The sequence below is a fragment of the Cupriavidus sp. 05L411 genome (genome assembly GCF_056398045.1).
Map to the genome: position 1 here is coordinate 74,275 of NZ_JBFTOQ010000028.1, position 24,242 is coordinate 98,516.

The window sequence follows — 24,242 nt, forward strand, 5'->3', positions numbered from 1 at the left end:
CTTCGGCTAGACGCCGAGATAAGTTGCGCGCAAGTGCGGGTTGGCTAGCAAATCCCTGCCCGTTCCCGCCAGCGCGATCGTGCCACTTTCAATCACATAGCCGTAGTCCGCCATATCCAGCACCTGGTTGACGTTCTGCTCGATAACCAGGATGGACAGGTCCCGCTCCTTCAGACGGCGGATGCTGTCAAACAGCCGGTCGACCATGATCGGCGCCAGCCCCAGCGATGGCTCATCGAGGGCCAGCACACGGGGCATCGCCATCAGCGCGCGCCCAACGGCCAGCATCTGCTGCTGCCCGCCGGACAAGGTGGAGGCCGCCAGCTTCTGTCGCTCCTCCAGGATCGGGAACAGCTCGAACACCTCGCGCAGGGTCTGCGCGCGTCGCTGGCGCGCACGCGCGTTGCTAGCGCCGATCAGCAGGTTCTCCAGAATCGACATGCCGAGGAACAACTGCTTGCCTTCCGGCGACTGGACAAAGCCCTCCGCTACTATTTGATGCGGCGCAAGGCCATCGAGATCCTTGCCGTTCAAGCGTACGGTGCCGCGTTTGCGGCGCAACAGGCCCGACACCGTGCGCAGGAAGGTAGTCTTGCCCGCCCCGTTTGCGCCGATCAGCGCGGTAATTGAGCGCGGGGCAAGCGAGAGGCTCACGCCACGCAAGACCTGCTGCTCACCGTAGCCCGACCAGATATCGCTGACTTCAAGCACTAGTGCTGACATAGCCCTCTCCAAAGTAGGCCTTGAGTACCTGAGGCATCTTCACGACCTCTGACGGCACGCCGTCGGCGATCAGGCGTCCCTGCTCCATCACAATGACCCGATCCGACAAGCCCATGATGACCTTCATCACGTGTTCTACGATCAGTACCGTGATGCCCCGGTCCCGCACTTTCCGGACCAGTTCCACCATCTCTCCCGCTTCGCTCGGTGTCGCCCCCGCGACGACCTCGTCCATGAGAAGCAGGCGTGGCTTGGTAGCCAGCGCGCGGCCGAGTTCGAGCTTGCGTTTGTCGAACGCCGTCAGGTCATTAGCGTCGGTGTCCGCGCGCTGGGCCAGACCAAGGAACTCCAGACAGTTGTAGGCCTCGTCGCGCACCTTGGCGCGCGAACCGCCGCGAGCGAATCCGCCAACCATGACGTTCTCCAGCGCGGTCAGTCCGCCGAACGGCTTTGAGAGCTGAAAGGTTCGCGCAATGCCGCTGGCGCAGATCTGGTATGGCTCGCGCCCGCGAATTTGCTCGCCGGCAAACAGAATCTCACCTTCGTCGGCCTTGATGAAGCCGGCGATCAAATTGAATGCCGTTGTCTTTCCCGCGCCATTCGGGCCCAACAAGCCCAGGATCTCGCCCCTGCCCACGGTGAATGAAAGCTGATTCACCGCCTGAAGACCGCCAAATCGCTTGCCAATGGATTTCACTTCCAGAATGTTTTTCATTGCGCCTTCTCTCCGCCAGGCCTTGCGCGCGGCGGTAGCTCAACCGCGAGACGCCGCTTGACACGCCGCTGCAGCAATCGGTCGAGTGGTCCAATAATCCCTTTGGGGAAGTAGAGCACCGCGCCGATCAGCACCAGCCCGTAGATCACCAGATGCAGGCCGAGGAAGCGACCCGCGAAATAGGTTCGCGTGAACTCCGCGATCGGATGCAACACGAAGGCGCCGATCACAGGACCAATGATGGTCCCCTGCCCCCCGACGATCGCCATGATGGCGGCATCGATCGACAAGTCGAGACCCATGTTCCGCTCCGGGTTGATATAGCGGAAGAACTGCGCATAGAACGCGCCACCGAGTCCGGTCATGAAGGCACTGATCGCCAGCGCGATCAGCGGGTACTTGGTGGTGCTCACTCCGACTGCCTGCGCCGCGGCTTCGTCGCCTCGAATCGCCTTGAGGTAGTAGCCCAGACGCGAGCGTTCCAGCACGAACGTGGCCAATAACATCACGACCAGCATGGCCAGGATGATGTAGTAGTAAGGCACCTTCTCGTCGAACTGGAACGCTGCCCATCCGCCTGCCGATGGCGGGATCACCAGGCCTTGCGCGCCCTTGAGCGGTATGCCGACGAACTCGTCGGTGTTCTCGATCCAGATGCGGACGATCTCGGCAAAAGCGATCGTCGTCAGCGTGAAATACGGTCCTTTAAGCTTGAAAGTTGGATAGCCAATGCACGCGGATAGCAGCGCTGCCGCCAGCCCGCCGGCAAACATGCCGGCCCAAGGCGAAAGGCCGAGCCCCGTGAACAGCAGTACGGTGACATAGCCGGCAACCCCAGCGAAAACCGAATGCCCGAGCGAGAGCTGCCCAACGTAGCCACACACAAAGTTCCACGCTGACGCCATGTAGGCGAAGTAGAGCACCATGACAAGCGAGTGCAGCGCGTAGGAATCCTTGACGAACAGCGGCAGAACAACGGCGATGCACAGCAACGGCATGCCGAGCACCAGATTGATATTGGTCCTTGACGAACTCATACAGAGGCCCTCCTCATTTGCGGCCTAGCAGGCCGTTCGGCCGGACCAGCAGGACAACGATGAACAGGCAGAACGAGAACACCGATGCCGACGTGGCGGTGACGAACTGCGAAGCGACGGATTCGAACACACCTAGCGCCAGCCCGCCGAGCAGGGAACCGGGAATCGATCCAATGCCTCCCAGCACGACCACCAAGAAAGACTTGATACCGAAGCCCAGGCCAGTAGTGGGCGAAACCGGAAGAAACGGCACCAGCATCGCGCCGAACAAGCCTAGGATGCCGGCGCCTATGCCGAACGTCACGTTGTAGACGCGCCCGACGTTGATGCCCGACAGCGCTGCAGCCTCCCTGTTCTGCGCGGTAGCACGGATCTTTCGCCCGGTGTCGGTGAATCGCAGCCAATACGCCAGCCCTGCGGAGACGCCGACCGCCGCCGCGCAAGCGATCAGGCGCGGGATATTGATCGGAAGCCCTCCGATGTCGATCGATCCGCTGAGTAGCTCGGTCGTCACCGTGCGCACATCCGGGCCAAAGCTCATCAGGATCGCGTTGTCGATGACAAGGAAGACGCCCGTCGTCAGCAGCAAGGCGCCAAGCGGCTCGACTACCATGGTGGTTTCCCGCCGGAACAGCGGCGAGATGACGACGGCCTGCGTGAAATAGCCGAGCAGGAACAACAGGGGAACCGTCAGCAACGCCGTGGCATAAGGATGAATGCCGAAGACCGACCAGATCAGGTAACTGAGATACATGGCGAGCATCAGGAAGGAACCATGCGCAAAGTTGATCACCCTCAGTACACCAAAGATGAGACTCAGGCCTAGCGCGATTCCTCCATAGATCCCGCCGAGCAATACGCCGTTGAGCACGGCGTAAGCCAAAATGATTGGGTCCATTTACTTACCTCGGTTGGGCACGGCGGCCGGCCTCGGCAGCCGTGCGGTATGTGACGCTCCGGCAGTCATGCCGGATCGTGCAGCTGCGTGCCTAGGCCTAGTGCGACCCGGGAGCCGGTAGCGGCCACACCGGCTTGACACCGGCCAGCCGGTTCTCCGCCGGCCAGATCGTGCGGCGCTCGCCGTTCAGGTTCTGCGAGATCACGCCGTGGGCAAAGGTGTTCTGGCCCTGGTTATCGAACTTGATGCGCTGGTAACCGGTAACCAGCGCGGGGCCGCTAGCGATGTCCGTCGCGGCCAGTGCGTTGCGCACTTTCTCTCGGTCGATCGAGGCGGCGCGCTCCAGCGCATCCTTGAGGATATACACGTTGGATACGCCCTGGGCGCCGTAGGAGTTCATGCCGTACCCCAGCGCCGCCTTGAACTTCGCGTCCGCCTCGATGACCACTGGGTCCTTGGCCGCCTTCATGATGTCGACCTGGAAATCATCCTGCACGAACATATACTCAACGGCCTTGGGCGACACGGCCTTGTAGAAGTTCGGATCCTCCGAACCACCGCCGACAGAATGCACACCGAAGGGAATATAGAGACGGCTCTCGGACAACTGGCGCGTGAACAAGATGTGATCGGGCGTGTACGCAACCACGATCAGGGCGTCCGGCTTAGCGCTGCGAATCTTGAGCAACTGAGCGGACAAGTCAGTCTGGTTGGGCGGATACGACTCGTCGAGGGAGATCGCGTAGCCACGTTCCTTCGCCAGCTTCTTGACATTGGCGGCGTGCGATCGTCCCCAGTCGGTGCCTTCATAGAAGAGCCCCAGCGTCTTGGGACCCTTGCCTGTCTCCTTCTTGAGCAGGTCCAGCGCATCGATCTGCTCGCGCGCGTCGTAGATGGCCTTGTTGTTCGGACGGAAGACATACTTGAAGCCACGCTCGGTAATCTCGTCCTTGACCGCGCCGGTCACCAGCCAGGACACCTTGTAGCGCTCCGCTACCTCCGAGGCCGGGAAGGTCACCGCGCTGTTGTAGGCGCCGACAATCAGAGGCACGTTCTCGCGCTGGATCAGGCGCTCGGTTTCCGCGACGCCCACATCGGGCTTTGACTGGCTGTCGGCAAAGATAAGCTTCAGCCTCGCGCCACCAAGCGAACGGATGCCACCTGCCTTGTTGATCTGTTCTGCCGCGATTTCCGCGCCGAGTTTGGTCTGGTTGCCAATGGTGGCCGCGCCCCCGGAAAGGGGCAGCACGAATCCAATCGGGATTTCCTTGACCTGGGCGAATGTCGCGCTGCATGCCAGCGCGGCGCCGACGCCGGCGGCAAGCAAGAGCCCTCGCCGGGTCCGTGAAATAAGGGTACGCATACCGTCTCCTGAGTCGAGTCGACTCTGTCTTGTTTTAGATATCAATGAGGCAATTCCCGGCGGACAGGCTGATGCCAATGTCCGCCACCGCACTATCGAATGCGGGTCATACACTCTCCGTTAGGACGCAAGGACCTGCCGGGAGAGTTGCTCGATGCCGTCGGCATCGAGCTTGTAGTGCTTGTAGAGATGCGTAGGTGGAGCGATCAGGCTGTACTCATCGAGGATGCCGTGACGCACCAGGCGTACCCCTGCGCCGACATCGGCCAGCACCTCAGCCACGGCACCGCCGAGTCCTCCCAGTACGTTGTGCTCCTCCACAGTCATCAGTACGCTCGAACGCGCGGCAGCTTTCAGCACGGCCTCGCGATCCAGCGGCTTGACGGTCGCCATGTCGATCATTCCCACCGAATGGCCTGCGGCGTTGAGCCGCTTCGCGGCTTCGAGCGCGGGGTGCACGCAAGAGCCGGTCGCGATCAGCGTCAACTCGTCGCCCTGCACGTGCTCAATGGCCTTGCCGAACTGGAATGTGGTGCCTTCTTCATAGACCGCCGGCTCACGCCCCCGGCCAATGCGGAAGTAGATCGGCTGTGCATGACCTTCCGAAGCCTTGATCGCGGAACGCAATTGCGGGCCGTCGGCCGGCGCCACCACGGTAAGGTCGGCGATCGAGCGCATGATGGCCAGATCCTCGGTCGCGTGATGCGACGTGCCATAGAAGCCCAGCGAAATGCCCGCATGGTGGCCGATCAGCCTCACTGGCAGACCGGAATAGGCCACGTCCATGCGGATCTGCTCGCAGCACAGAAGTGCCAGAAAGGACGCGAAGGTAGCGACGAAAGGCGTATAGCCCACGCTGGCCATGCCGGCGGCCGCGGTCACCATGTTCTGTTCGGAGATGCCAAACTGGATGTAGCGCTCGGGAAAACGTTGCGCGAAACGCGCGAGACCATTGGAGTACTGCAGATCGGCAGATCCCGCGAGGACCGGCGCGCCGGCCTCGACCAGGTCGGTCAGGCCGTCGGACAAGTAGCTCAGGCCCGGCGTGATGGCGTTCAGACCCCGGTATTGCCAGGAATCCTTGGAAAGTGGCTGGTTCATGCTATCGATCCTTTGCAAGAATTTCTTCGACCGCGCGCTCAGCATCCTCGGGCGCAAGGTATCCGAGATGCCATCCGGGCTCGGTCTCCATGTAGGAAACGCCCTTACCCTTGACCGTCTTTGCGATGACGCAAACCGGCGTGGTGCGGGTATCGTCGGCACGCAGCCTGCGCAGCAGGGCGGTCAGGGCGGCCACGTCATGGCCATCCACCACGTGGACTTCCCAGCCAAACGCGCGCCACTTCGCATCGAGCGGCTCGATGCCCATCACTTCGTCGACGGCGCCATCGAGCTGGTAGCCGTTGCGGTCGACGATGGCAATCAGGCGATTGGCGCGGTGGTGCGCAGCGGACATGGCCGCCTCCCACACCTGCCCTTCCTGCATTTCACCATCGCCCAGCATGACGAAGGTGGTGAAATCCAGACCGGCGTGCCGGCCCGCAAGCGCCATGCCCAGGCCTGCCGATAGCGCGTGCCCGATCGAGCCGGAACTGAAGTCAATGCCTGGCACCTTGCGCATATCGGGGTGATCGCCCAGCGGGCTGCCCAGTCGGGTGTATTCGTCAAGCCAGGCCTTCGGGAAAAAATCCAGATCCGCCAGAATCGGGAACAGGCCCACCGCAGCGTGGCCTTTGCCCATCAGGAAACGATCGCGCATCGGCCAGGCAGGCTCGCCCCGGCGCAGCCGCATGACGTCGTAGTACAGCGCCGCAAACGTCTCGGCGGCCGAGAACACCGAGGTGTAGTGGCCGGTCTTGGCAATCTCGATCAGCCTGATGGTCTCCAGGCGCACGAAGGTCGCGCGCTCCTTGAGCAGCGCAACCTGTCCCGCGCTTGGCGCGAACGCGTTCCCGGACGCAGCCGGGATGACCGGCGCAACGGCGTTGTTCATTTAGCGTCTCCTACTTTTTTAGATGCACGATACATCATGCATCCTGTGGTGAAATACAGAAAATCCATCGCTTATGCTCCTCTTAAATACCGCCCATACACATGTACTTGGGCTCCAGGTAGTCTTCGATGCCCTGCCTGGCACCTTCCCTGCCCAGGCCCGATTCCTTGACGCCGCCGAAGGGCGCGACGGCGGTGGAAATCAAACCTTCGTTGATGCCGACCATGCCGCATTCCAGAGCCTCGGCGATGCGCCATACACGGCTCAGGTCGCGCGTGTAGAAATAGGCGGCTAGGCCGAACGGGGTGTCGTTGGCCATCCGCACAACCTCCTCGTCCGACTCAAAGCGCAGCAGCGGAGCCACCGGCCCAAAGATTTCGTCGCGCCCCAGCTGCATCGCGGGTGTGACCTCGCCGACCACGGTTGGCAGATAGAACGCGCTGGCGGGATCCGGCTGCTTGCCACCGGCCAGCAAGCGGGCGCCCTGCCCCACCGCGTCTTCCACCATCTCGTGCACTCGGCCGGCGGCACGCGCATTGATAAGCGGGCCCATGGTGATGCCGGGCTCGCTGCCGTCCCCCACCTTTAGGTCGGCCACGGCATCGCACAGCCGGCGCGCGAACTCGTCGTAGACGACCGCGTGGACGAACATCCGGTTTGCGCAGACGCAGGTCTGCCCAGCGTTGCGGTATTTGGAAGCCATCGCCCCCCGCACCGCCGCGTCGAGATCAGCGTCCTCGAACACGATAAATGGCGCGTTGCCGCCAAGCTCAAGGGACAGCTTCTTGATGTTCGCGGCGGATTGCTCCATCAGCAGGCGGCCAACGCGTGTGGAACCCGTGAATGAAAGTTTGCGAACCGCAGGATTCTGTGCCAGCACCGCACCGATGACCGCGGCGCGCGCGCTCGTCACGACATTGAAGACCCCGCGCGGAATGCCCGCGCGGTGAGCCAGCTCAGCCAGAGCTAGTGCGCACAACGGCGTCTCGGATGCGGGCTTGAGCACCACCGTGCAACCTGCTGCCAATGCCGGGGCCACTTTTCGGGTTGCCATGGCCACAGGGAAATTCCACGGGGTCAAGGCGGCGACAACGCCCACCGGTTGCTTGATGACGATCAGCCTGCGGTTATCGGTAGAAGCCGGGATCAGCTCGCCGTAGGTTCGCGTTGCTTCCTCGGCGAACCATTCGACGAATGAGGCGCCGTAGGCGACTTCGCCCTCGGCCTCCGCCAGCGGCTTGCCCTGCTCTGCGGTCATCAGGATTGCAAGATCACCCTGATGCAGGCGAATCAGGTCGTACCAGCGCCGCAGGCAATCGGACCGATGCTTTGCCGTGGTGGCACGCCACGTGGCCAGCGCACGCTCGGCCGCCGCGATCGCCCGCAGGGTTTCGGCTTCGCCCATGTCGGGCACCTCGGCAATCACTGCGCCGTTCGCGGGACTGGCAACCGGGAATCGCGCGCCGTCGTCCGCAGAGGCCCATTCGCCGTCGATGTACGCCTGCATGCGCATCAATGCCGCGTCTTTCAGCTTCATATTTTCTCCAGCTTATCGGGGGGTCTGTACCGCGCGCGCTTCGACATGCTGCATCGCATCTGCGATGTCGACGACGCCCAGTTCACGCGAGAAGTTCTTCATATGCGCCGCGGTAAGCGACAGGGTCGCGGTCGTCTCGAGTTCCTCGCGCGAGGCGTCGCTAAGCCCAAGGTCCGCCAGGCACAGTGGCAAGCCAATACGCCGGTATAACGCTTCGACTTCCACCCGCGCGCTGTCCTGGCGTCGTTCCAGCTCTAGCTGCACCAGCAGGCCATACGCCACCTGCAGGCCATGCGGAGCTTGCCTGGCTTGGCGTAACGCAGAAAGCCCACGCGTCAAGGCATGTGCGATCGACAGACCACCGCTTTCAAAACCCAGTCCGGACATCAGGATGGTGGCTTCCACCACCCGTTCGAACGCCGCATCAGGCCGACCCGAACCGGCCACCGCCAGCGCAGCCTGTGCATCGGCCATCAGCACACGGTGGCATTCCCTCGCCAGCGCTTGCGCCGACAACAAGGGTCGGGTACCAAACATGTTCAGCCCCTGCGGAGCCGCCTCACATTGCGCGGCTTCGAAGGACTTGGAGATCGCGTCCCCGATACCAGCTAACAACATTCGTGCGGGCGCTTGCGAGATCAGCGCGGTGTCGGCAATGACACACGCGGGACTGTAGGGCAGATGCCTGACCGCCAGCAGCCGATGCTGATCGTCGTACAGGACGTAGTTCTTGCTGGTGGGCGCATCGTTGGAAGCGACCGTGGGCACCGTGATGACCGGCACCTGATAATGATCCGCGAGCGCCTTGCCCGCGTCGATGCTGCGACCGCCGCCTGCGGCAATGATCACATCCGGGGTGGCATTACCCAGATCATCGACCAGGCGGGCGACCAGTTGCGGGGTCAGGTCTTCGTCGAAGCTGATGCGTCGTAGCGTAACCAGCTCCGCGCTGCATTGCCGCTCGACCCGCTCGCCGATCATTGCCATTACCATTCGGTCCGCGACCAACACGGCATCGTGGCCGAGCCGACCCGCCTGCTTGCCCAGCAGGTCCAATGCTCCCACGCCCTGGACATAGCGTCCGGGCGCGCCAAATACTGCTTGCACGTTCTCTCCTCCGTCTATAGCGCCGATCTGCGGAATGCCGGCCTGCTGACCTAATGGGCTGCGTAACCTTACGATGTAGCTGCGCCTTCCAAATACATCATATAGGATATATCCTACATCATTATCAGCGTTGGGCAAGAGGCTTTTTTGCTCGCGCCGTTTTCTTAGTCCTTTTGATACTTCTGGAGCACACCAACGATGTCAGAATCAAGCAAGCTACCCGTGACGCTGATCGACGGCCGCACACGCGTCGTCGTCATCCTTGCCTACCCCACCCATCATGTGCGCACGCCGGCGTTTTTCAACGCGCGTGCAGCCGCCCTGGGGCTAAACGCCGTTCTCGTGCCGTGGCAGGTCTCGCCCGAACAGCTGCCCGAGGCACTGGAGGGTCTACGTCAGGTCGAAAATCTGGCCGGCGTTATCGTCACGGTGCCTCATAAGCAGCGAATGGCCCAACTCTGCGACGCGCTCGAAGGCATAGCCGCGGATCTCGAAGTCTGCAATGTGGCCCGCCGCACGGCTGATGGCCGCTTTGTCGGACGCATGTATGACGGCGTCGGCTTCGTCGCGGGCCTGTGCGGTCAGGGAATCGACCCAGCCGGAAAGCGAGTGCTCCTGCTGGGCGCCGGCGGCGCGGCTACCGCAGTTGCCGCCGCTCTGCTCGACGCAGGGGCGCGTCAGCTAACGATCGTCAACCGGACACGGGACAAGGCTGACGTCCTAGTCGCGCAGTTGAAGGTAAGCCGGCCGGATGCGGCCGTTACATCCGCCGAGAGTACGGCCGGGTACTGGGATCTCATTGTCAATGGGACTTCGCTCGGGCTGAAGCCCGACGATCCATTGCCGATGGATCCCGCAACGCTGGATCCTCATAGCATCGTGGCGGAGGTCATCATGCAGCCGGCGGAGACACCACTGCTGCTGGCAGCGAAAGCGCGTGGAAGCAGGATTCACCGGGGCGAGCATATGGTGACGGCGCAGATTGACCTGTTACTGGACTACCTGTTGGGCAACCTCGCGGGACAGGAGCATACCTCGCGGTGATTGTTGCTTGCTAGTCAACTATGTTATGGCGCCGGGCAGGCTAATCCGGAAGGCAGAACACGCGATACTGCTTGGCCGCGCGGGCTGCCTTGCCGCAGACGCTTGCCATCACTCTGCTGGCGATATGCAGGGCGTCTGCGCCCACCCAACATCACTTACCACTCCGCCAGCCGCGGCATCCGGCTGACTATGCCCGGTACCATGAAGACGACACTCGACGAGCTCCTTACATTCACAATCGTGGTGGACACCGGTTCCATCACTGCGGCGTCCGCACGACTGGAACAAACCGTGTCCGCTGTCAGCCGCGCCCTCGGCCGGCTGGAAGAGAAACTGGAGACCACGCTGATGCGGCGAACCACGCGCAGGCTGGAACTGACCGAGGAGGGATGCGCCTTCCTAGCCCACGCTCGCAGGATACTGGACGCAGTCGAGTCCGCCGAGGAACAGATGGCGGTACGTCGGCATAAGCCGGCCGGGAAGTTGCGAGTCAATGCCGCCACGCCATTCATGCATCATGTAATCGTCCCCCTCATTGGCGACTTCCGCACGCTTTACCCGGAAATCGAACTGGAGTTGCATACCAGCGATCAGATCATCGACCTTATCGAGCAGAGAACGGACGTCGCGATCCGCATCGGGAGCCTGCGGGATTCGACCCTGCACGCCCGCGTGCTGTTCGATAGCCGACTGCGCCTGCTGGCCAGCCCAGCGTATCTCAAGGCCCGCGGCAAGCCCAAGGATGTGGATTCGCTCTCTGCTCATAGCCTGCTGGGCTTCACGCAACCGGAGACGTTAAACCAGTGGCCCCTTCGCAACGATACGGGCAATACCTTGCGCATCGAACCCAGCGTACGCGCCTCCAGCGGTGAAACCATACTCAAGCTGGCACTCGCCGGCGAAGGTATCGCCTGCCTCGCCGACTTTATGACGCAAAGCGACCGTGCCCGAGGGGACCTCGTCCAGGTACTGGTCCATGACACGGTGGATGTCCGGCAACCTATCCATGCGGTCTACTACCGTAATACGCAACTGTCGTCGCGTATTACCTGCTTCCTTGACTATGCCAGTTCCAGACTCGGCGAAATCACGCCTGGTGACAACTGAAACAGCCCGTCGCGAAGCATGCGCTGCCATGTCGCTGACGAAGCCCCGCCCGCTCGGACGGCAGGCTCACGCCAAGGTCGCCGGCAATGGTAGGGATCAGACCCACGATGACGAATTCGGTAGTCCCGATGGCAAAGGCGCCAACGGTTAGCGCCAAGAGAGAGCGAGCGGCACGGCAGTACTCCGATGTTGAACGCGGATGGGTGAAGCAGCGAAGGATGCATCGCGGCAAATCTCAGCGGCCGAGCAGACGCACCGAAACCTCTTCGACCCAACTGGCCGACGTCGCGTGGTAAGCCAGCATGTGTGGCGTTCTCAGGTGCGCCTCCAGCGCCGCAACGCTCTCCCACTTCTCGACAATTACAATGTCGTTCTCGCCGGCCGTCTGTGCCAGCAAATGCAGTGGCAGGTCGATCAAGGGCTGGTAGCCGCCGCAGCCGGTTTCGGCCAGCACGGTCGGCACGAGCGCATCGAGCAAAGCCAGCACCCGGTCGCGCGCTCCGGGCATGGTCTTGATGTGGGCAATCACATTGAGCATCGGGTTCCGCAGTCGTTGAATAAGCCTTTCGCCAGTATCGGCGCGGCTCCTCGGGAGAAAAACCGTGCCTTGCGCAGAAGACATTTGATTCCGGCGCAAGAATGACTCGGCCCCTCTCCCCTTACCGAGGGCGACCGGCATACCGCGTGCTCGGTCGGGTGTTCTATTCCAACTTCTCGATCAGCTTCGAAGCCACGTCCAGCGCGGACGCCGGATTTTGGCCGGTGATCAGTTCACGGTCCACAACTACGTGAGACGTCCAGGGCGCCAAGTTGCTGCTATAGCGCGCGCCGGCCTGTTCCACCGCTGTCTGCGGGTAGAACTTCATCGCCCCACCGTTCAACAGCCCCTTGGCCTGCTCTTCCTCCTCGTTGCTGATTACCGTAAGCCGATAGCCAGCGTAAGTCCATGCCGGTACTGGCTGAACACCCGACGCGGATTGGAGCCCCAGTGCATATCTCCTGGCGTCCGGCAGCGTAGAGAGAAGAGCGATGGGTCCATGGCAAACCAATGCCGTGGTCTTGCCGTTCGCGTGGAAGTTCTTCAGCAACTTCCCGAGCTCCTCGCTTTGCAGCAGGTCCTGCATGGGGGCATGACCTCCGGGAATGTAGACGGCATCGAAGTGCCCGTACCCGATCTGCTCGACGCGCGACAGGCTGATCACCGGCGACTTGCTTCGCGAGGTGATGTCCATCCGTTCCATCAGGGCCTTGTGCGCCTGCAGCGCTGCCTCGTCGCCGTTGAAATACATCTTGTCCACGGATGATTTATCCAGCGTGGGCGCATTGCCTTTCGGCGTTGCAAACGTCACCGAGTGGCCGGCGTCAAGCAAGCGCCTTACCGGTTGCATCAGTTCGTTCAGGTAGAACCCGGTTTCGTACACCTTGCCATCCTTCAGGTCGAGGTGATCCGCATCGGACAGCACCACCAGGACATTGCCGGCTTGCGCGCCAAGCGCTGTCATTGCAGCCACCACGCCGATGGCAAACTTGCTCATTAGTTTCATTTTTCGATCTTTAAAGGTAACAACAACACTGACGAACTTGCAGGAGAGCAATAGAAGTCGCGCCCACGCGATGCTCAGGAACGACCCCCGCCGAGGACGAGGTCGCGCACGGCCTCGCCGACACCAGTGGCGGATTGTGGGTTCTGGCCTGTCACCAACCTGCCATCGACAACGACGTTGGCGCTCCACGCCGGCGCCGGATGGTGAAGAGCACCGCGTGCGCCGAGGGTGCTTGCCAGCAGGAAAGGGACGACGTGGTCAAGTTGCACCGCGCGCTCCTCATCGTCCGTGAAAGCGCTAACGTTCTTGCCGGCGACCAGGTAGGTTCCGTCACTCAACGTCGCGTTGACCAGCGCTGCGGGGCCATGGCACACCGCAGCCACGACGCCACCACCTTCGAAGACCTGACGAACCGCGCGTTGCACCGCCGAGGAAGTCGGGAAGTCCCACATGGCGCCGTGGCCGCCGGCAAAGAAGATGGCCGCGTACGTCGAAAAGTCTACGTCTTCGAGACGCTGCGTGGCACCAATAGCCTTGCGAAAACGGCTGTCGTTCCAGTAACGTAAATTGATCGCATCTTCCAGGTCGAGGCCGTCCACGGGCGGACTACCGCCCTGGACGGATGCGTACTCGACTGCGATGCCGGCTGCTTCGAACACGGCTAGCGGATGGGTGACCTCCCCGAGAAAGAAACCCGTGAGCTGAGCGGTGTTGCCTTTGATACCATGGCTGGTAAGCACCATTAGCACCGGCTTGATTCCTGTCTGCGGTTCTGTCATGTCAATAGGGTTCATCGATATCTCCAAAGAAGTCCTGTCGAACGGTTTGCGCTGGATCGTCGCGGCTAGCCACACTTTATTTAGGCTGACGCCGGCGATAAACTGTTATCAGGGGAAATCACCTGTTCTTCAAAGGTAATAATGAGCCGTCGATTTGATCATCTGGGCGATGTGGAGGCATTCATCGTCGTAGTCGAGAAGGGATCGGTCACGGCTGGAGCGATCGCCCTATCCACGACCCCATCGGTCATCAGTCGTGCTATTGCAAGACTGGAATCCCGCCAGGGCATCCAGCTACTGCGCCGCACGACCCGGCGGCTCAACCTAACTGAGGCGGGCCGCCTGTATCTGGAAAGCACACGTACCGCCTTTGCGCTGATCGACGATGCCGAACGCGCCATCCAGGCGCAGGATGGCGAGCTGACTGGGCGGGTCCGTCTCAGCGTGCCCACGACCTACGCCCACTACCGACTTGCGCCGATGCTCCGGCACTTTGCGCAACGCTATCCACACGTGCAGATTGAACTGAACATCACCAACCGCAACGTCGATCTGGTTGCGGAGAGCTTCGACATGGCCATACGCCTGGGGAAGCTGCCCGACAGCGGAATGGTGGCGCGCAAGCTGGAAGATGCCGAACTTTGCCTGGTTGCGACGCCAGGGTATCTGGCGCTTGCGGGAACACCCCAGGTCATCGGCGACCTGGCGGGCCATGCCTGCCTGCACTTCGTGATGCCGAGTACAGGTCGGGTGGCGCCGTGGGTCTTCCGCGACAACGGTCGTGATATTGACTGGACGCCGTCGGCAGGCCTGCAAGTGTCGGAAGATGTGCTTGGCGTCGTATCCCTTGCCGCGCAAGGCCTGGGAATCTGCCAGACTTACAGCTTTATCGCGGACGAACGTATCCGACAGGGCCATTTCGTTGAGGTCCTTGCGCATACGCGGGGACGGACGCGGCCATTTTCATTGGTCTTCGCGCCGCATCGACGGCTATCCGCCGCATCGCGGGCGTTGATCGACTTCCTCGCCGAAAGCACACCAGCCCGGAAGGACCGAGGCTAGTCGCGGGGAGCCATGCGAGTCGCAGCCCCCCCCCCAATCCCACCTGGGATGCTGGCTTCTTATGCCACCCTGAGCAGGATCTTCCCGGCGTGCGTGCTTGACTCCATCAGTGCATGTGCCTTCCCGGCTTCGGCAAGCGGCATGATGGTGTGAATGAGCGGCAGGCACCGGCCCTGCTCCAGCACGGGCCAGAAGGTATTGCGCAAGCCATTAATTAACTCGGCCTTGTTCTCGGGTGTACGAGCCCGCAGCGTGGAACCCGTCATGTTGAGCCGCTTTAGCATAATAGGCAGCAGGTCGATCTCGACCTGACTGCCCTCCAGGAACGCAATCTGAACGAGCGAACCGTCCAGTGCGAGCGCGCGCAGGTTCTTCTCGATATAGCGCCCGCCGACCATATCCAGGACAACGTCAACACCCCTACCCTGCGTCACGTCAAATACGACGTCGTTGAAATCCTGTTGGCGGTAGTTGACGACATGAGCCGCGCCATGTTGCTGGCAAATCGTCAGCTTCTCCAAATTGCCAGCGGTAACGATGACTTCAGCGCCGACCTCACGGGATAGCTGGATGGCGGTAATGCCGATGCCGCTGCTGCCGCCGTGAATCAGGACGGACTTTCCCTGCGACACGAGTTGTTTGGCAAACAAGTTGGCCCATACCGTGATGTAGTTCTCCGGCAGTGCCGCGGCTTGCTCCAGCGTCAACCCGTTCGGTATCGGCAGGCAATGCCGCTCGTCGGCGACACAGAATTCGGCGTAGCCGCCGCCGTGTGTCAAGGCGCAGATCTTGTCGCCAACATTCCACTTGGTCACCGCCTCGCCGACCTGCTCAACCGTGCCTGAAATCTCCAGGCCCAGGTAAGGGCTTGCCGACGGCGGCGGGTTGTAGAGCCCAAGCCGTTGCAGCACGTCCGGTCGGTTGACCCCCGCAAACGCGACACGTACCAGGACTTCGTGCGAGGCAACTCGGGGGACGTCGACCTCCTTCAGAACTAGCGTATCCGCCCCTGTGCTGGGGCCATGACTGATGTACTTCATCGAGACATCCTTTGCCCTAAGGGCGTTACTTGCCTATGAGACACGTCGGTGCAGGCCGGCCTTGATTTAGCTCGATCCAGCGGTGACGTTACGTCAGCTTCGCGGCACGGACAGACGTTGACACTCTTATAATATATCATGCATCATATTACCGAGTGTCGAGACAATTGGACCAGCTTGCAGGATCGACGCCGCCAAACTGATCTATGGGAGCGAAACATGTCGATTGTAGGGATGAACCACTTCACAGTACTGACCGCAGCACTGGAAGACAGCGTCAGTTTCTACACCGAGGTGCTTGGCTTCGAATCCGGTGTCCGTCCGCCACTGGCATTCCCGGGTGCATGGCTCTATGCCGCGGGAGCTCCCCTTGTTCATCTGGTCGCAAGAAGCGAACTACCGGCATCTTCAGCGGGCGTGCTGGATCATATGGCATTCAGCGCGACCGGCCTCGAGCACGTCGTGCGTCACCTCCAGCGTTTGCATATCCCCTTCAAGCTCGGGCGGCAAGCAGGATCCGGCCTCTGGCAGTTGTTCCTGCACGATCCCAACGGGGCAAGAATTGAACTGGATTTCAGCGCTTCGGAGCCTCCTCCTTCGGATGCGTGATCCAGCAGCCCCCTGCCCTTGACAAAGACTGACTTGGGGGAAGGAATTCTGCTTTCCGAGTGCCAGGCGGCTCTGTGCGAGCAAACTTCCGAGCGGGTGATCCTGTTGCATATCGCCATTTCGGCGAATGACGTGACCTCTAATCCACGTGATTCCTAGTACATTGTTCCATCCCGTTTGGACTGGCGATTGGCGCGAATGACCTTCTGCAAACTCTCGCGAGTTTTCCTGCTCCAGGTGAACGGCTTGGGGTTGGTGTTGTGGTGAGCGATGTAAATATTGATGGCGGCGACCAGTTCCGGCACGCTGGTGAATATGCTGCGGCGAAGTCGCTCGGTCGTGATAGCGGGACAGAACCGCTCGACCATGTTCAGTCACGACACCGAGGCGGGCGTGAAGTGCATATTGCATCGCGAATGCTTGGTCGGCCAGTCTTGCACCGCGGGATGTTTGTGCGTGGCGTAGTTGTCGGCGATCAGATGCAGTGTTTTGTCCTTGGGCGTCTCGAGGTCGTGCAACTCGCACGCGCTACGCCGGTGTCTCGAATCTCGGCCCACTATGCTTTGCTCGTGGTTGTACCAACGCACGAATCGCTGCGTCTACGCGCGTGCCTCGTCCACACTGTCGAGCGCCTGGCGCGGGTAGTCAGCCGACATTTGCAGGTCCGGAACAGCGACTCCGCATAGGGGTTGCCATTGCTCACGTGTGGCCGGCTGGACGAAGCGCCCCCAGGTTAACAGCTTCCCTCAACATCAGATCGGCTGGATGGCTTCTTTACCCAGCCCCATGCGCGCCACCTCCTCCCGCAGGCTGCGCACGAACGCATGCACGACCTCATCGGCCCCGCCCTGGCGCCACACGGCGCCCACCGGGCCGAACGATTCAGCGTCGGCCACGGGCAGCACCCGCAGCAGCCCCAGCGCTTCCATGTGCCGCGCCATCGCGTCGGAGCAGACGCCGATGTAGTCGGTGTCCCGCAACACCGCTTCGATCGTCAGCACGGAACCTGTTTCCACGCGCGGCTGCAGGCCGGCCGCGCCGCGTTCGAGCAGGACCGTGTCGAGCCGTTTGCGCATCAGCGTCTCGCGCGGCGGCATTACCCAGGGAAAGGCAAACAGGTCTCGCCAGGCGATGCGTTGGCGCGCGGCCAGCGGATGTTTCCGTCCCACGACCACACCGATGCCATCCTCGAACAGCACCTCGTGCGCCAGATGTGGGCCATAGGCGCGCGCATCGATGGAGCCGACGATGACGTCGTAGTCGCGCCGCTCGAGCCGCTCCAGCAACGTGTTGAAGACGCCTTCCGTGACCTCGATCTGCACATTGGGGCGGGATTGCTGGAAGCTGACGATGGCGCGCGGGATCAGGTGCGCCACGCCGGCAAAGACACTGCCCACATGCAGGCGTGCGACCGCCCCCTTGGCAATGGAGCCCAACTCATCATGTGCGCGGGACACCTCGCCCAGCACGCGGATCGCCAGCTTGCGCACCGCGTCCCCGGCCGGCGTCAGCTGCAGCCTGCGGCCGCGCACGATTAACCGAGCACCGGCCAATTCTTCCATTTCGCCAAGCCAGTGCGACATCGCGGACTGCGTCATGTGCAGCCGCAGGGCGGCGGCGGACAGCGTCCCGGCGTCCAGCAGGATCAGGAAGGATTCGAGATGCCGCATGCGCAGCCGGCGCGCCCAGGCCACGCTATCTGCAGGTTCAATCATGAGTATTTACTAATACATCCATCGGAACAATTCACTGGTGCTCATGGTAAACCAATCCAATAATGTGCGGGAATTCCTAACATGCTCGGTTCCCTTACGTTGTTCTCTGATTTTCTACCTATGAAGAAATTCTCAGTTTTTTCGCATCTGGCGGTGACCGCGGTCGGCCTGGGCCTGATGGCGCCCGCCTGGAGTTGCGGCGAGGCGGGTTCGACCCGGCCCATCCGGCTGGTGGTGTCCCAGCAAGCGGGCGGCAGCACCGATACGATTGCCCGCATGTGGGCCGAGCATGCCGGCAAGGAACTCGGCAGCACGGTGGTGGTGGAGAACAAGCCCGGCGCCGGTGGCGTTATCGCCGCCAAGTCAGTGCTGTCCCAACCCGCGGACGGCTGCACGCTGTTTCTTGCGGGCGTGTCGCAAATGGTGCTGAACAAGTTCGCCTATGCCCCGCTGTCCTACTCGCCCGAGAAGGACTTCACGCCGGTTGCGACCCTGACCAATGTGCCGTTCGTGCTGGTGACAAACTCACAGACCGGGTTCCGCACGCTGGATAACCTGGTCGAGGCATCGCGCGCGAAACCCGGCGCCATCAACTTCGCCTCCTCYGGACTCGGGAACTCGACCCATCTGGTGGTGGAAATGCTGCTCAAGCAGCGCGGTTTCCGCATGACCCACGTGCCTTACAAGGGCGAGCCCGACGGCGTCATTGCCACCGTCTCGGGAGAAACGCAGGTCATGGCGCCGGTACTCAGCACCGCATTGCCGCAGATCCGCGCCGGCAAGCTGGTGCCCGTGGTGGTGTTTGCAGCGAAGCGCGTGCCGGATTTACCCGACGTGCCCGCGGCATCTGAGATCGGCCTGACCGGCTTTGAGGACATCGGCTGGTCGGGCATCGCCGCCAAGGCCGGCACGCCGGCCGCCTCCATCCAGCGCATGCATGCCGCCACGCAGACATTCCTGTCCGATCCCGCCGTCGTCGACAAGCTGCGCTCGATGCAGGTCACGCCGATGCCCGGTCCGGTCGGCAAGCTACATGAGCTGACCGTCCGTGACACGGTCAAGTGGAAGAACGCCATCGGCGACCTGAATTTGCGGGCCAACTAAGACCAACTAAGCCCAGCTAAGCGAGCTCGGTCGCTTGCCGACCGCCGCTCGCGCAGCTCAGCGTCATAACCACCCAGATCCAGAGAACTCAATGAAAAAAGGCATGGTCGTCTGTCCGCAACCCGAAGCAGCGGAAGCGGGCATTGAAATCCTGCGGACCGGCGGCAATGCGGCGGATGCCGCGGTCGCCTGCGCGTTTGCCCAGGCCGTGGTCGATCCGCTGATGTGCGGGATCGGGGGATTCGGCACCGCGGCGGTGTATATGCCGTCGAAACAGGCGCACGAATACATCGACTTTCACGCGACCGCGCCGGCGCGCGCCACGCCCGACATGTGGGCCGACAAGCTCGACGGCGAGGCCCGCGACGGCTTTGGCTTCTTCGTAAAGGATCGCGTCAATGACATCGGCTACCAGTCGATAGCCACTCCGGGGACGCTGCGCGGGCTGGAGGCGATTCACCAGAGCTACGGCAGGCTGCCCTGGCGTGAAGTCATCGCGCCCGCCATCCGCTGGGCGCGCGAGGGATACTTCGTGCGGCCGGGTATGTATGCGTTCTGGATCGACGTGGCCACGCTTGGCCGTGCCAGCAATCTGGAACGCCTGGCGTACAGCGAGAACGGCCGGCGCCTCTACTGTCGCGAGGACGGATCGCCAAAGACGATCGGCACGCCGCTGCACAATCCGGATTTCGCGAACACGCTCGAGCAGATCGCGCGCGAGGGGGCGGACGCGTTCTACCTGCACGATATCGCCAATCGGATCGTCGTCGACATGGAAGCGAACGGTGCCCTGCTGTCGCGCGAGGACTTGGCGGCATACCGCATCGAACGGACGGCGCCGCTGACCGGCACCTATCGCGACCGCACGATCACCACCAACCAGCCGCCGGGCGGCGGCGTGATGCTGGTCGAAATGCTTAACATCCTCGAGCAGTTCGACCTGGCGCAGATCGGCCATAACACACCGGAATACCTGCGCATCGTCTGCGAGGCCATGAAGGGCGCGACGCGCGACAAGGACCTCCACGTCGGCGATCCGGCATTTGTCGAGGTGCCGCTCGCCCGGCTGCTCGACAAAGGCTATGCGCGCGAGCTTGCCGAACGCATCCGTGCCGGCGACAAAATCGACATTCCCCGCATCAATCCCGGCCACGTGGTGCCGCGCGACACCACGCACCTGTCGGTGGTAGACGGCGCCGGCAACTGCATTTCGCTGACCCATTCGCTGGCGATGCCATCGGGTGTCATCACGCCGGGACTCGGGTTCCTGCACAACGGCTGCATGGGCGTGTTCGACCCGCGCCCGGGCCGCGCGGGCAGCATTGCCCCCGGCAAGCGGCGCTTCACGTCGTCATGTCCTTCGATTGTGTTTCGGGACGGCAAGCCCGAGATCGTCCTCGGCGCCCCGGGGGGTACCCAGATTGCCATGGGTGTGCTGCAGGCCATCCTGAACGTCGTGGATTTCGGCATGGCAATGCAGCCGGCAGTGTCGGCGCCCCGCTTCTCCTCGACCAGCAATACCATCGACGTATGCAACCGGATCCCGCGTTACCTTACCGCAGAGCTGGAGGCGCAAGGCTACGAGGTGGTCCGCAATCCGTACAACTACACGATCGCCTGGGTCCACGCGATCCGGCTGGCGAACGGAGAACTCGACGGCGGTGCGGATCCGGGGCGCGACGGGGTCGCGCTGGAGACGGCTTTACCCTGACCCGGCGCTAGACACATGGTAGCGCCCCGTCCCCGTTATGTCGTTTCTCCCCGCGCAATCCCCAACCCTTCGAGTGCTCGAAGGACAGATTCAAAATTCACGCTCTTCCCGTTTTCCAGCTTCGATAGCAGCCCGGCTGACACACTACAACTACGTGCCGCCTGATCGACGGGTAGGCCCTGCACGGCAAGAGTGGCACGGACGCGATCACCTGGATTGCCACTTGATTTGATTGCGACCCTAGCCGTGAAGTGTAGTAAAGACGCGACTTTTGCGTAGTAAGGTTGCGACCATCCCGTGGATCGGTGGATTCTGTATCCGGCTCCGACCATCACAGCAGCATTGCGGGCAGCAACGCGATGACTCGCTTTCGGGCTCTCATTGCCCTGACAAGCTTGCGGCTTTGCTGTTCGACACACCCTATCCTTTCCGCTAGCTTTGTCATAAAGTCCCGCGGGTGCTGGCTCTGCTGGAGCACATCAAAGCCGCTCAGCCCGCGTACAAGCCCTATCGGTGGATACAGGGGCTGACGCCAGAGGGCCTCGGGATGGCGGCAGCCGCACCAATGCATCGCCGCAAGCATCCAGGCAGCAGCATTCGCCTGCGCTCTTGCCATCTTGATGAATAGCGCCGCCGATGACTGCTCGAGTCGTAGTCCGGCAGCGTACGGGTCAGGATAGTGGAATGCAGTGAAGCTGTCGCCTGTGTCCTCCGGATAGCGGCTCAGGTCATAGCTGGCCAGGCACGTCTCCCTACGCCTCCGTATTCAGTGCGACTCCGTTATCGCAATGGAATTCCCGGGCAAGACGTACAGTTATCGGCATAGCATTTCGCTCGTCATTTTTGAGCGGATGATTGGTGCACTAGATAGTAAATATTAAAAATCAAAGACTTACACCCGTGGGACAGTGTCAGCGGACTTGCGTCGAGCGCCCCCTGGCGCTGCGGGGTGTACCTCCAGATGCCGGCTCCGCGGGACCTCTGGTTGCGTGTTGATCTGCCACTCCCCTTGCTTGATTCGGCTACGTGGGGGGACCTCGGTCTCTTCAGATTGTCGCCAGACATCGAACCGCCAGAAGGGGCGCGCGGCAAGGCTTCTTCGCCAGCGATCACGAATGGCGATCTGTCTGCTGGGATTGCCTCGCCGCAGGGACACATGGTGCTTAAGTGTGGACTGGACCGGCGAACCAAGCACAGCAGCATTTGCAGCAACCCCATATGTGGACTTGAGGGAGATTAATAGTTGTTAGCTATTAGCTACATAAAACAAATAGTAATTTTCGGTGAATCAACTTTCCAAATGGTTGCTGCTGATGGTGGGTCTCCCAACGCACTCAGCCCACGGCAGCATGCCGGGGCTCTGTCTAAAGGACAGCCCTCCCCGGCGTCCATATTTGACAAGCTATGACCACGATCGCTCTCCAGCGAAGCCTATTTCCATTCCGCCCCGAAAGGTGCACTTATGTGGCACACGTTGTCCCGCACGGAGGTCTCACCAGGGCCACTCATCAGATTCCGGCGCCAAGCTATCTAGTAGCTATCTAGTACTTCGATTACGCATTTTTTCGTTGGGGCGCTACGTTGCACTAGGGAACAAATGCCCCTGCCAACTAGCGAGAAGAACACGAGCTACTCTTCTCAACCGCAAGGATAGCCATCTGGTATCCATCGGAGGCGGACGCTCCCTGAATCCGAGATCAACTGGTGGCTACTACCGACGGATAGATAAGTAACTAGTACTACTATCTCTCACTCGAACGTCCACGTACTTCCCCTTGGACCGCGTTGGGGTATCAACTGGTAATGCATATCCTCAGATATCTGGTAGCTGTCCAACAATCAAGATCTCCTCCCCCGCAACGCGAACGCGCTCCAATGCGATTAGCTGATAGCTATCCGATAGCCGACCGAGATGTACTTCGGCCGCCCTCTCATCAGGGCAACTGTTCGAATACGGAGACTAGGTGGTCTACGATCCCACGCCATAGCGCGTCGGATTAATTGATAGCTACCAGGTAGCAGCATTGGTTATTGCTGCTACCTGGTAGCCACTAGCTATCCTATCGACGGGCCGATCCGCCGTTTTAGCATCGGCAATTTCCAGCGTTGCTCGCCGGAGCGCCCATTTAAAGATACCCATCAGGTATCTTTAAGGTATGCCCAGACCGGTCGGTATTACGCCGACTGGTCCAGTTAGCTAATAGCTAGCTACCAGCTAACTTATATAGATATTCCAACCTACTGCTACAGGGATTTGGAGTGACCACAATCCCGCGCCGAAGCGAGCTGGGTTTATTGGTAGCTACTAGGTAGCAGCATTGGTTGCTGTCACAGTGGTAGCTACTAGCTATCCCATCGACAGTCGGTGCGCTGTTTCGGCACCGGGGGAATCCTGCTGTGCTCGTCGTTGTGTATATCCAAAGATATCTCTTAGATATCTATCAGGTATCTTTATACCAATCACCCTGAAGGTCTATCTCGACCATTTCGTTACGCTAGTAGCTACCTAGTAGCTATTGGTGCCCAATAGCAATCGAACATCGCGGCATCTCGCACTAGACGCACTAGAAGCTATTGGTTAGCTACCAGCTAGCTTGTATCGATGTTCCACTCTATTGCTGCAGAGATTTGGAAGTCTACGATCCCGCGGCATGGCGAGTCGGATTTATTGGTAGCTACCAAGTAGCTGCGCTGGCTGTTCCAGGACCGGAGGAATCCCGCTGTGCTCGCCGTTACGCCCACTCAAGGATATCTCATAGGTATCTATCAGCTATCTTGAGCCCAGTTGCCATGTCGGTACTATTTCGACCATTTCGTTGCGCTAGTAGCTATTGCTGCCAGGTGGCAATCGAGCATCGCCGCATCTCGCACCAAAAGCTATTGGTTAGCTACCAGCTAGCTTGAATCGATGTCCCACTCTGTCCGCTGCAGAGATTTGGAAGTCTACGCCCCCGCGGCATGGCGAGTCGGATTTATTGGTAGCTACCAAGTAGCTGCACTGGCTGTTCGGCACCGGAGGAATCCTGCTGTGCTCGTCGTTGTGCCCACTAAACGATAGCTCGTAGGTATCTATCAGGTATATTGACCCCAGTTGCCATGTCGGTACTATTTCGACCATTTCGTTGCGCTAGTAGCTACCTGGTAGCCATTGCTG

At 61.1% G+C, this 24,242-nt stretch carries 21 protein-coding genes and 2 pseudogenes; 6 read left to right on the forward strand and 17 right to left on the reverse strand.

Translation table 11 applies throughout. From position 1 onward, the window contains the following. Positions 1 to 6: 6 nt before the first annotated feature. From AC1DQR_RS27630 to AC1DQR_RS27670, 9 genes are all read right to left on the reverse strand, one after another. A complete protein-coding gene (locus AC1DQR_RS27630) occupies positions 7 to 723 on the reverse strand; it encodes an ABC transporter ATP-binding protein (RefSeq protein WP_477134132.1) in 717 nt (238 codons plus the stop codon). After that, complete coding sequence (locus AC1DQR_RS27635) at positions 704 to 1,438, reverse strand: ABC transporter ATP-binding protein (protein ID WP_477134133.1); 735 nt, start codon at positions 1,436 to 1,438, stop codon at positions 704 to 706. The genes AC1DQR_RS27630 and AC1DQR_RS27635 overlap by 20 nt, the downstream gene beginning before the upstream one ends. Next, the gene (locus AC1DQR_RS27640; RefSeq protein WP_477134134.1) at positions 1,435 to 2,436 is read right to left on the reverse strand and encodes a branched-chain amino acid ABC transporter permease; all 1,002 of its coding nucleotides are present in this window, start codon (positions 2,434 to 2,436) and stop codon (positions 1,435 to 1,437) included. Before AC1DQR_RS27640 ends, AC1DQR_RS27635 begins: the two co-directional genes overlap by 4 nt. A gap of 52 nt (positions 2,437 to 2,488) precedes the next feature. Continuing rightward, entirely contained in the window at positions 2,489 to 3,346 is an 858-nt protein-coding gene (locus AC1DQR_RS27645; RefSeq protein ID WP_477134135.1) for a branched-chain amino acid ABC transporter permease, read from the reverse strand. Positions 3,347 to 3,470: 124 nt separating this feature from the next. Further along, the gene (locus AC1DQR_RS27650; RefSeq protein ID WP_477134136.1) at positions 3,471 to 4,736 is read right to left on the reverse strand and encodes an ABC transporter substrate-binding protein; all 1,266 of its coding nucleotides are present in this window, start codon (positions 4,734 to 4,736) and stop codon (positions 3,471 to 3,473) included. A 120-nt stretch (positions 4,737 to 4,856) separates the two neighbouring features. Continuing rightward, positions 4,857 to 5,837, reverse strand: coding sequence for a transketolase family protein (locus AC1DQR_RS27655; protein WP_477134137.1), 981 nt, complete (start codon positions 5,835 to 5,837; stop codon positions 4,857 to 4,859). A 1-nt stretch (position 5,838) separates the two neighbouring features. Further along, positions 5,839 to 6,654: a transketolase gene (locus AC1DQR_RS27660; RefSeq protein WP_477134156.1), complete on the reverse strand. Its 816-nt coding sequence runs from the start codon at positions 6,652 to 6,654 to the stop codon at positions 5,839 to 5,841. A gap of 157 nt (positions 6,655 to 6,811) precedes the next feature. Then, a complete protein-coding gene (locus AC1DQR_RS27665; protein ID WP_477134138.1) occupies positions 6,812 to 8,266 on the reverse strand; it encodes an NAD-dependent succinate-semialdehyde dehydrogenase in 1,455 nt (484 codons plus the stop codon). Between the two features lie 12 nt (positions 8,267 to 8,278). Then, entirely contained in the window at positions 8,279 to 9,373 is a 1,095-nt protein-coding gene (locus AC1DQR_RS27670) for a glycerol dehydrogenase (RefSeq protein ID WP_477134139.1), read from the reverse strand. A 222-nt stretch (positions 9,374 to 9,595) separates the two neighbouring features. Here AC1DQR_RS27670 and AC1DQR_RS27675 point away from each other — a divergent pair, with 222 nt between their 5' ends. Further along, complete coding sequence (locus AC1DQR_RS27675) at positions 9,596 to 10,417, forward strand: shikimate dehydrogenase family protein (protein WP_477134140.1); 822 nt, start codon at positions 9,596 to 9,598, stop codon at positions 10,415 to 10,417. A 201-nt stretch (positions 10,418 to 10,618) separates the two neighbouring features. Further along, positions 10,619 to 11,524, forward strand: coding sequence for a LysR substrate-binding domain-containing protein (locus AC1DQR_RS27680; protein WP_477134141.1), 906 nt, complete (start codon positions 10,619 to 10,621; stop codon positions 11,522 to 11,524). A 40-nt stretch (positions 11,525 to 11,564) separates the two neighbouring features. Here AC1DQR_RS27680 and AC1DQR_RS27685 read toward each other — a convergent pair. The 4 genes and pseudogenes from AC1DQR_RS27685 to AC1DQR_RS27700 all read right to left on the reverse strand — a co-directional run. Continuing rightward, positions 11,565 to 11,744, reverse strand: a pseudogene (locus AC1DQR_RS27685) (hypothetical protein); the annotation flags it as partial. Between the two features lie 15 nt (positions 11,745 to 11,759). After that, positions 11,760 to 12,062 (reverse strand): putative quinol monooxygenase, encoded by a 303-nt coding sequence (locus AC1DQR_RS27690; protein WP_477134142.1) that lies wholly within the window; start codon positions 12,060 to 12,062, stop codon positions 11,760 to 11,762. A 163-nt stretch (positions 12,063 to 12,225) separates the two neighbouring features. After that, positions 12,226 to 13,059, reverse strand: coding sequence for a type 1 glutamine amidotransferase domain-containing protein (locus tag AC1DQR_RS27695; RefSeq protein WP_477134143.1), 834 nt, complete (start codon positions 13,057 to 13,059; stop codon positions 12,226 to 12,228). Positions 13,060 to 13,142: 83 nt separating this feature from the next. Then, entirely contained in the window at positions 13,143 to 13,862 is a 720-nt protein-coding gene (locus AC1DQR_RS27700; RefSeq protein WP_477134144.1) for a type 1 glutamine amidotransferase domain-containing protein, read from the reverse strand. Between the two features lie 126 nt (positions 13,863 to 13,988). Between AC1DQR_RS27700 and AC1DQR_RS27705 the strand changes: the two genes are divergently transcribed. After that, positions 13,989 to 14,909: a LysR substrate-binding domain-containing protein gene (locus AC1DQR_RS27705; RefSeq protein ID WP_477134145.1), complete on the forward strand. Its 921-nt coding sequence runs from the start codon at positions 13,989 to 13,991 to the stop codon at positions 14,907 to 14,909. 59 nt (positions 14,910 to 14,968) lie between these two features. Here AC1DQR_RS27705 and AC1DQR_RS27710 read toward each other — a convergent pair whose 3' ends face one another. Continuing rightward, positions 14,969 to 15,949, reverse strand: coding sequence for an NAD(P)H-quinone oxidoreductase (locus tag AC1DQR_RS27710; protein WP_477134146.1), 981 nt, complete (start codon positions 15,947 to 15,949; stop codon positions 14,969 to 14,971). Positions 15,950 to 16,168: 219 nt separating this feature from the next. Here AC1DQR_RS27710 and AC1DQR_RS27715 point away from each other — a divergent pair, with 219 nt between their 5' ends. After that, positions 16,169 to 16,558, forward strand: coding sequence for a VOC family protein (locus AC1DQR_RS27715; protein ID WP_477134147.1), 390 nt, complete (start codon positions 16,169 to 16,171; stop codon positions 16,556 to 16,558). A 155-nt stretch (positions 16,559 to 16,713) separates the two neighbouring features. Here AC1DQR_RS27715 and AC1DQR_RS27720 read toward each other — a convergent pair whose 3' ends face one another. The 3 genes and pseudogenes from AC1DQR_RS27720 to AC1DQR_RS27730 form a co-directional block, all read right to left on the reverse strand. After that, on the reverse strand, positions 16,714 to 16,926 hold the full coding sequence (locus AC1DQR_RS27720) for a hypothetical protein (RefSeq protein ID WP_477134148.1): 213 nt from the start codon (positions 16,924 to 16,926) through the stop codon (positions 16,714 to 16,716). Between the two features lie 163 nt (positions 16,927 to 17,089). Beyond that, positions 17,090 to 17,282: pseudogene (locus tag AC1DQR_RS27725) on the reverse strand (integrase core domain-containing protein); the annotation flags it as partial. Positions 17,283 to 17,310: 28 nt separating this feature from the next. Continuing rightward, positions 17,311 to 18,273: a LysR family transcriptional regulator gene (locus AC1DQR_RS27730; RefSeq protein ID WP_477134149.1), complete on the reverse strand. Its 963-nt coding sequence runs from the start codon at positions 18,271 to 18,273 to the stop codon at positions 17,311 to 17,313. A gap of 120 nt (positions 18,274 to 18,393) precedes the next feature. On the opposite strand from AC1DQR_RS27730, the gene AC1DQR_RS27735 reads away from it, so the two are divergent. Both AC1DQR_RS27735 and ggt read left to right on the forward strand, forming a co-directional pair. Further along, the gene (locus AC1DQR_RS27735; protein ID WP_477134150.1) at positions 18,394 to 19,377 is read left to right on the forward strand and encodes a Bug family tripartite tricarboxylate transporter substrate binding protein; all 984 of its coding nucleotides are present in this window, start codon (positions 18,394 to 18,396) and stop codon (positions 19,375 to 19,377) included. 91 nt (positions 19,378 to 19,468) lie between these two features. Continuing rightward, complete coding sequence (gene ggt, locus AC1DQR_RS27740; protein ID WP_477134151.1) at positions 19,469 to 21,088, forward strand: gamma-glutamyltransferase; 1,620 nt, start codon at positions 19,469 to 19,471, stop codon at positions 21,086 to 21,088. The last annotated feature ends 3,154 nt before the right edge of the window (positions 21,089 to 24,242 follow it).

Coding starts and splice junctions, on each gene's coding strand:
- AC1DQR_RS27630 (WP_477134132.1), bottom strand. CDS start 723: ATGTCAGCACTAGTGCTTGAAGTCAGCGATATCTGGTCGGGCTACGGT.
- AC1DQR_RS27635 (WP_477134133.1), bottom strand. CDS start 1,438: ATGAAAAACATTCTGGAAGTGAAATCCATTGGCAAGCGATTTGGCGGT.
- AC1DQR_RS27640 (WP_477134134.1), bottom strand. CDS start 2,436: ATGCCGTTGCTGTGCATCGCCGTTGTTCTGCCGCTGTTCGTCAAGGAT.
- AC1DQR_RS27650 (WP_477134136.1), bottom strand. CDS start 4,736: ATGCGTACCCTTATTTCACGGACCCGGCGAGGGCTCTTGCTTGCCGCC.
- AC1DQR_RS27655 (WP_477134137.1), bottom strand. CDS start 5,837: ATGAACCAGCCACTTTCCAAGGATTCCTGGCAATACCGGGGTCTGAAC.
- AC1DQR_RS27665 (WP_477134138.1), bottom strand. CDS start 8,266: ATGAAGCTGAAAGACGCGGCATTGATGCGCATGCAGGCGTACATCGAC.
- AC1DQR_RS27680 (WP_477134141.1), top strand. CDS start 10,619: ATGAAGACGACACTCGACGAGCTCCTTACATTCACAATCGTGGTGGAC.
- AC1DQR_RS27690 (WP_477134142.1), bottom strand. CDS start 12,062: ATGCTCAATGTGATTGCCCACATCAAGACCATGCCCGGAGCGCGCGAC.
- AC1DQR_RS27695 (WP_477134143.1), bottom strand. CDS start 13,059: ATGAGCAAGTTTGCCATCGGCGTGGTGGCTGCAATGACAGCGCTTGGC.
- AC1DQR_RS27700 (WP_477134144.1), bottom strand. CDS start 13,862: ATGAACCCTATTGACATGACAGAACCGCAGACAGGAATCAAGCCGGTG.
- AC1DQR_RS27705 (WP_477134145.1), top strand. CDS start 13,989: ATGAGCCGTCGATTTGATCATCTGGGCGATGTGGAGGCATTCATCGTC.
- AC1DQR_RS27710 (WP_477134146.1), bottom strand. CDS start 15,949: ATGAAGTACATCAGTCATGGCCCCAGCACAGGGGCGGATACGCTAGTT.
- AC1DQR_RS27715 (WP_477134147.1), top strand. CDS start 16,169: ATGTCGATTGTAGGGATGAACCACTTCACAGTACTGACCGCAGCACTG.
- AC1DQR_RS27720 (WP_477134148.1), bottom strand. CDS start 16,926: ATGGTCGAGCGGTTCTGTCCCGCTATCACGACCGAGCGACTTCGCCGC.
- AC1DQR_RS27730 (WP_477134149.1), bottom strand. CDS start 18,273: ATGATTGAACCTGCAGATAGCGTGGCCTGGGCGCGCCGGCTGCGCATG.
- ggt (WP_477134151.1), top strand. CDS start 19,469: ATGAAAAAAGGCATGGTCGTCTGTCCGCAACCCGAAGCAGCGGAAGCG.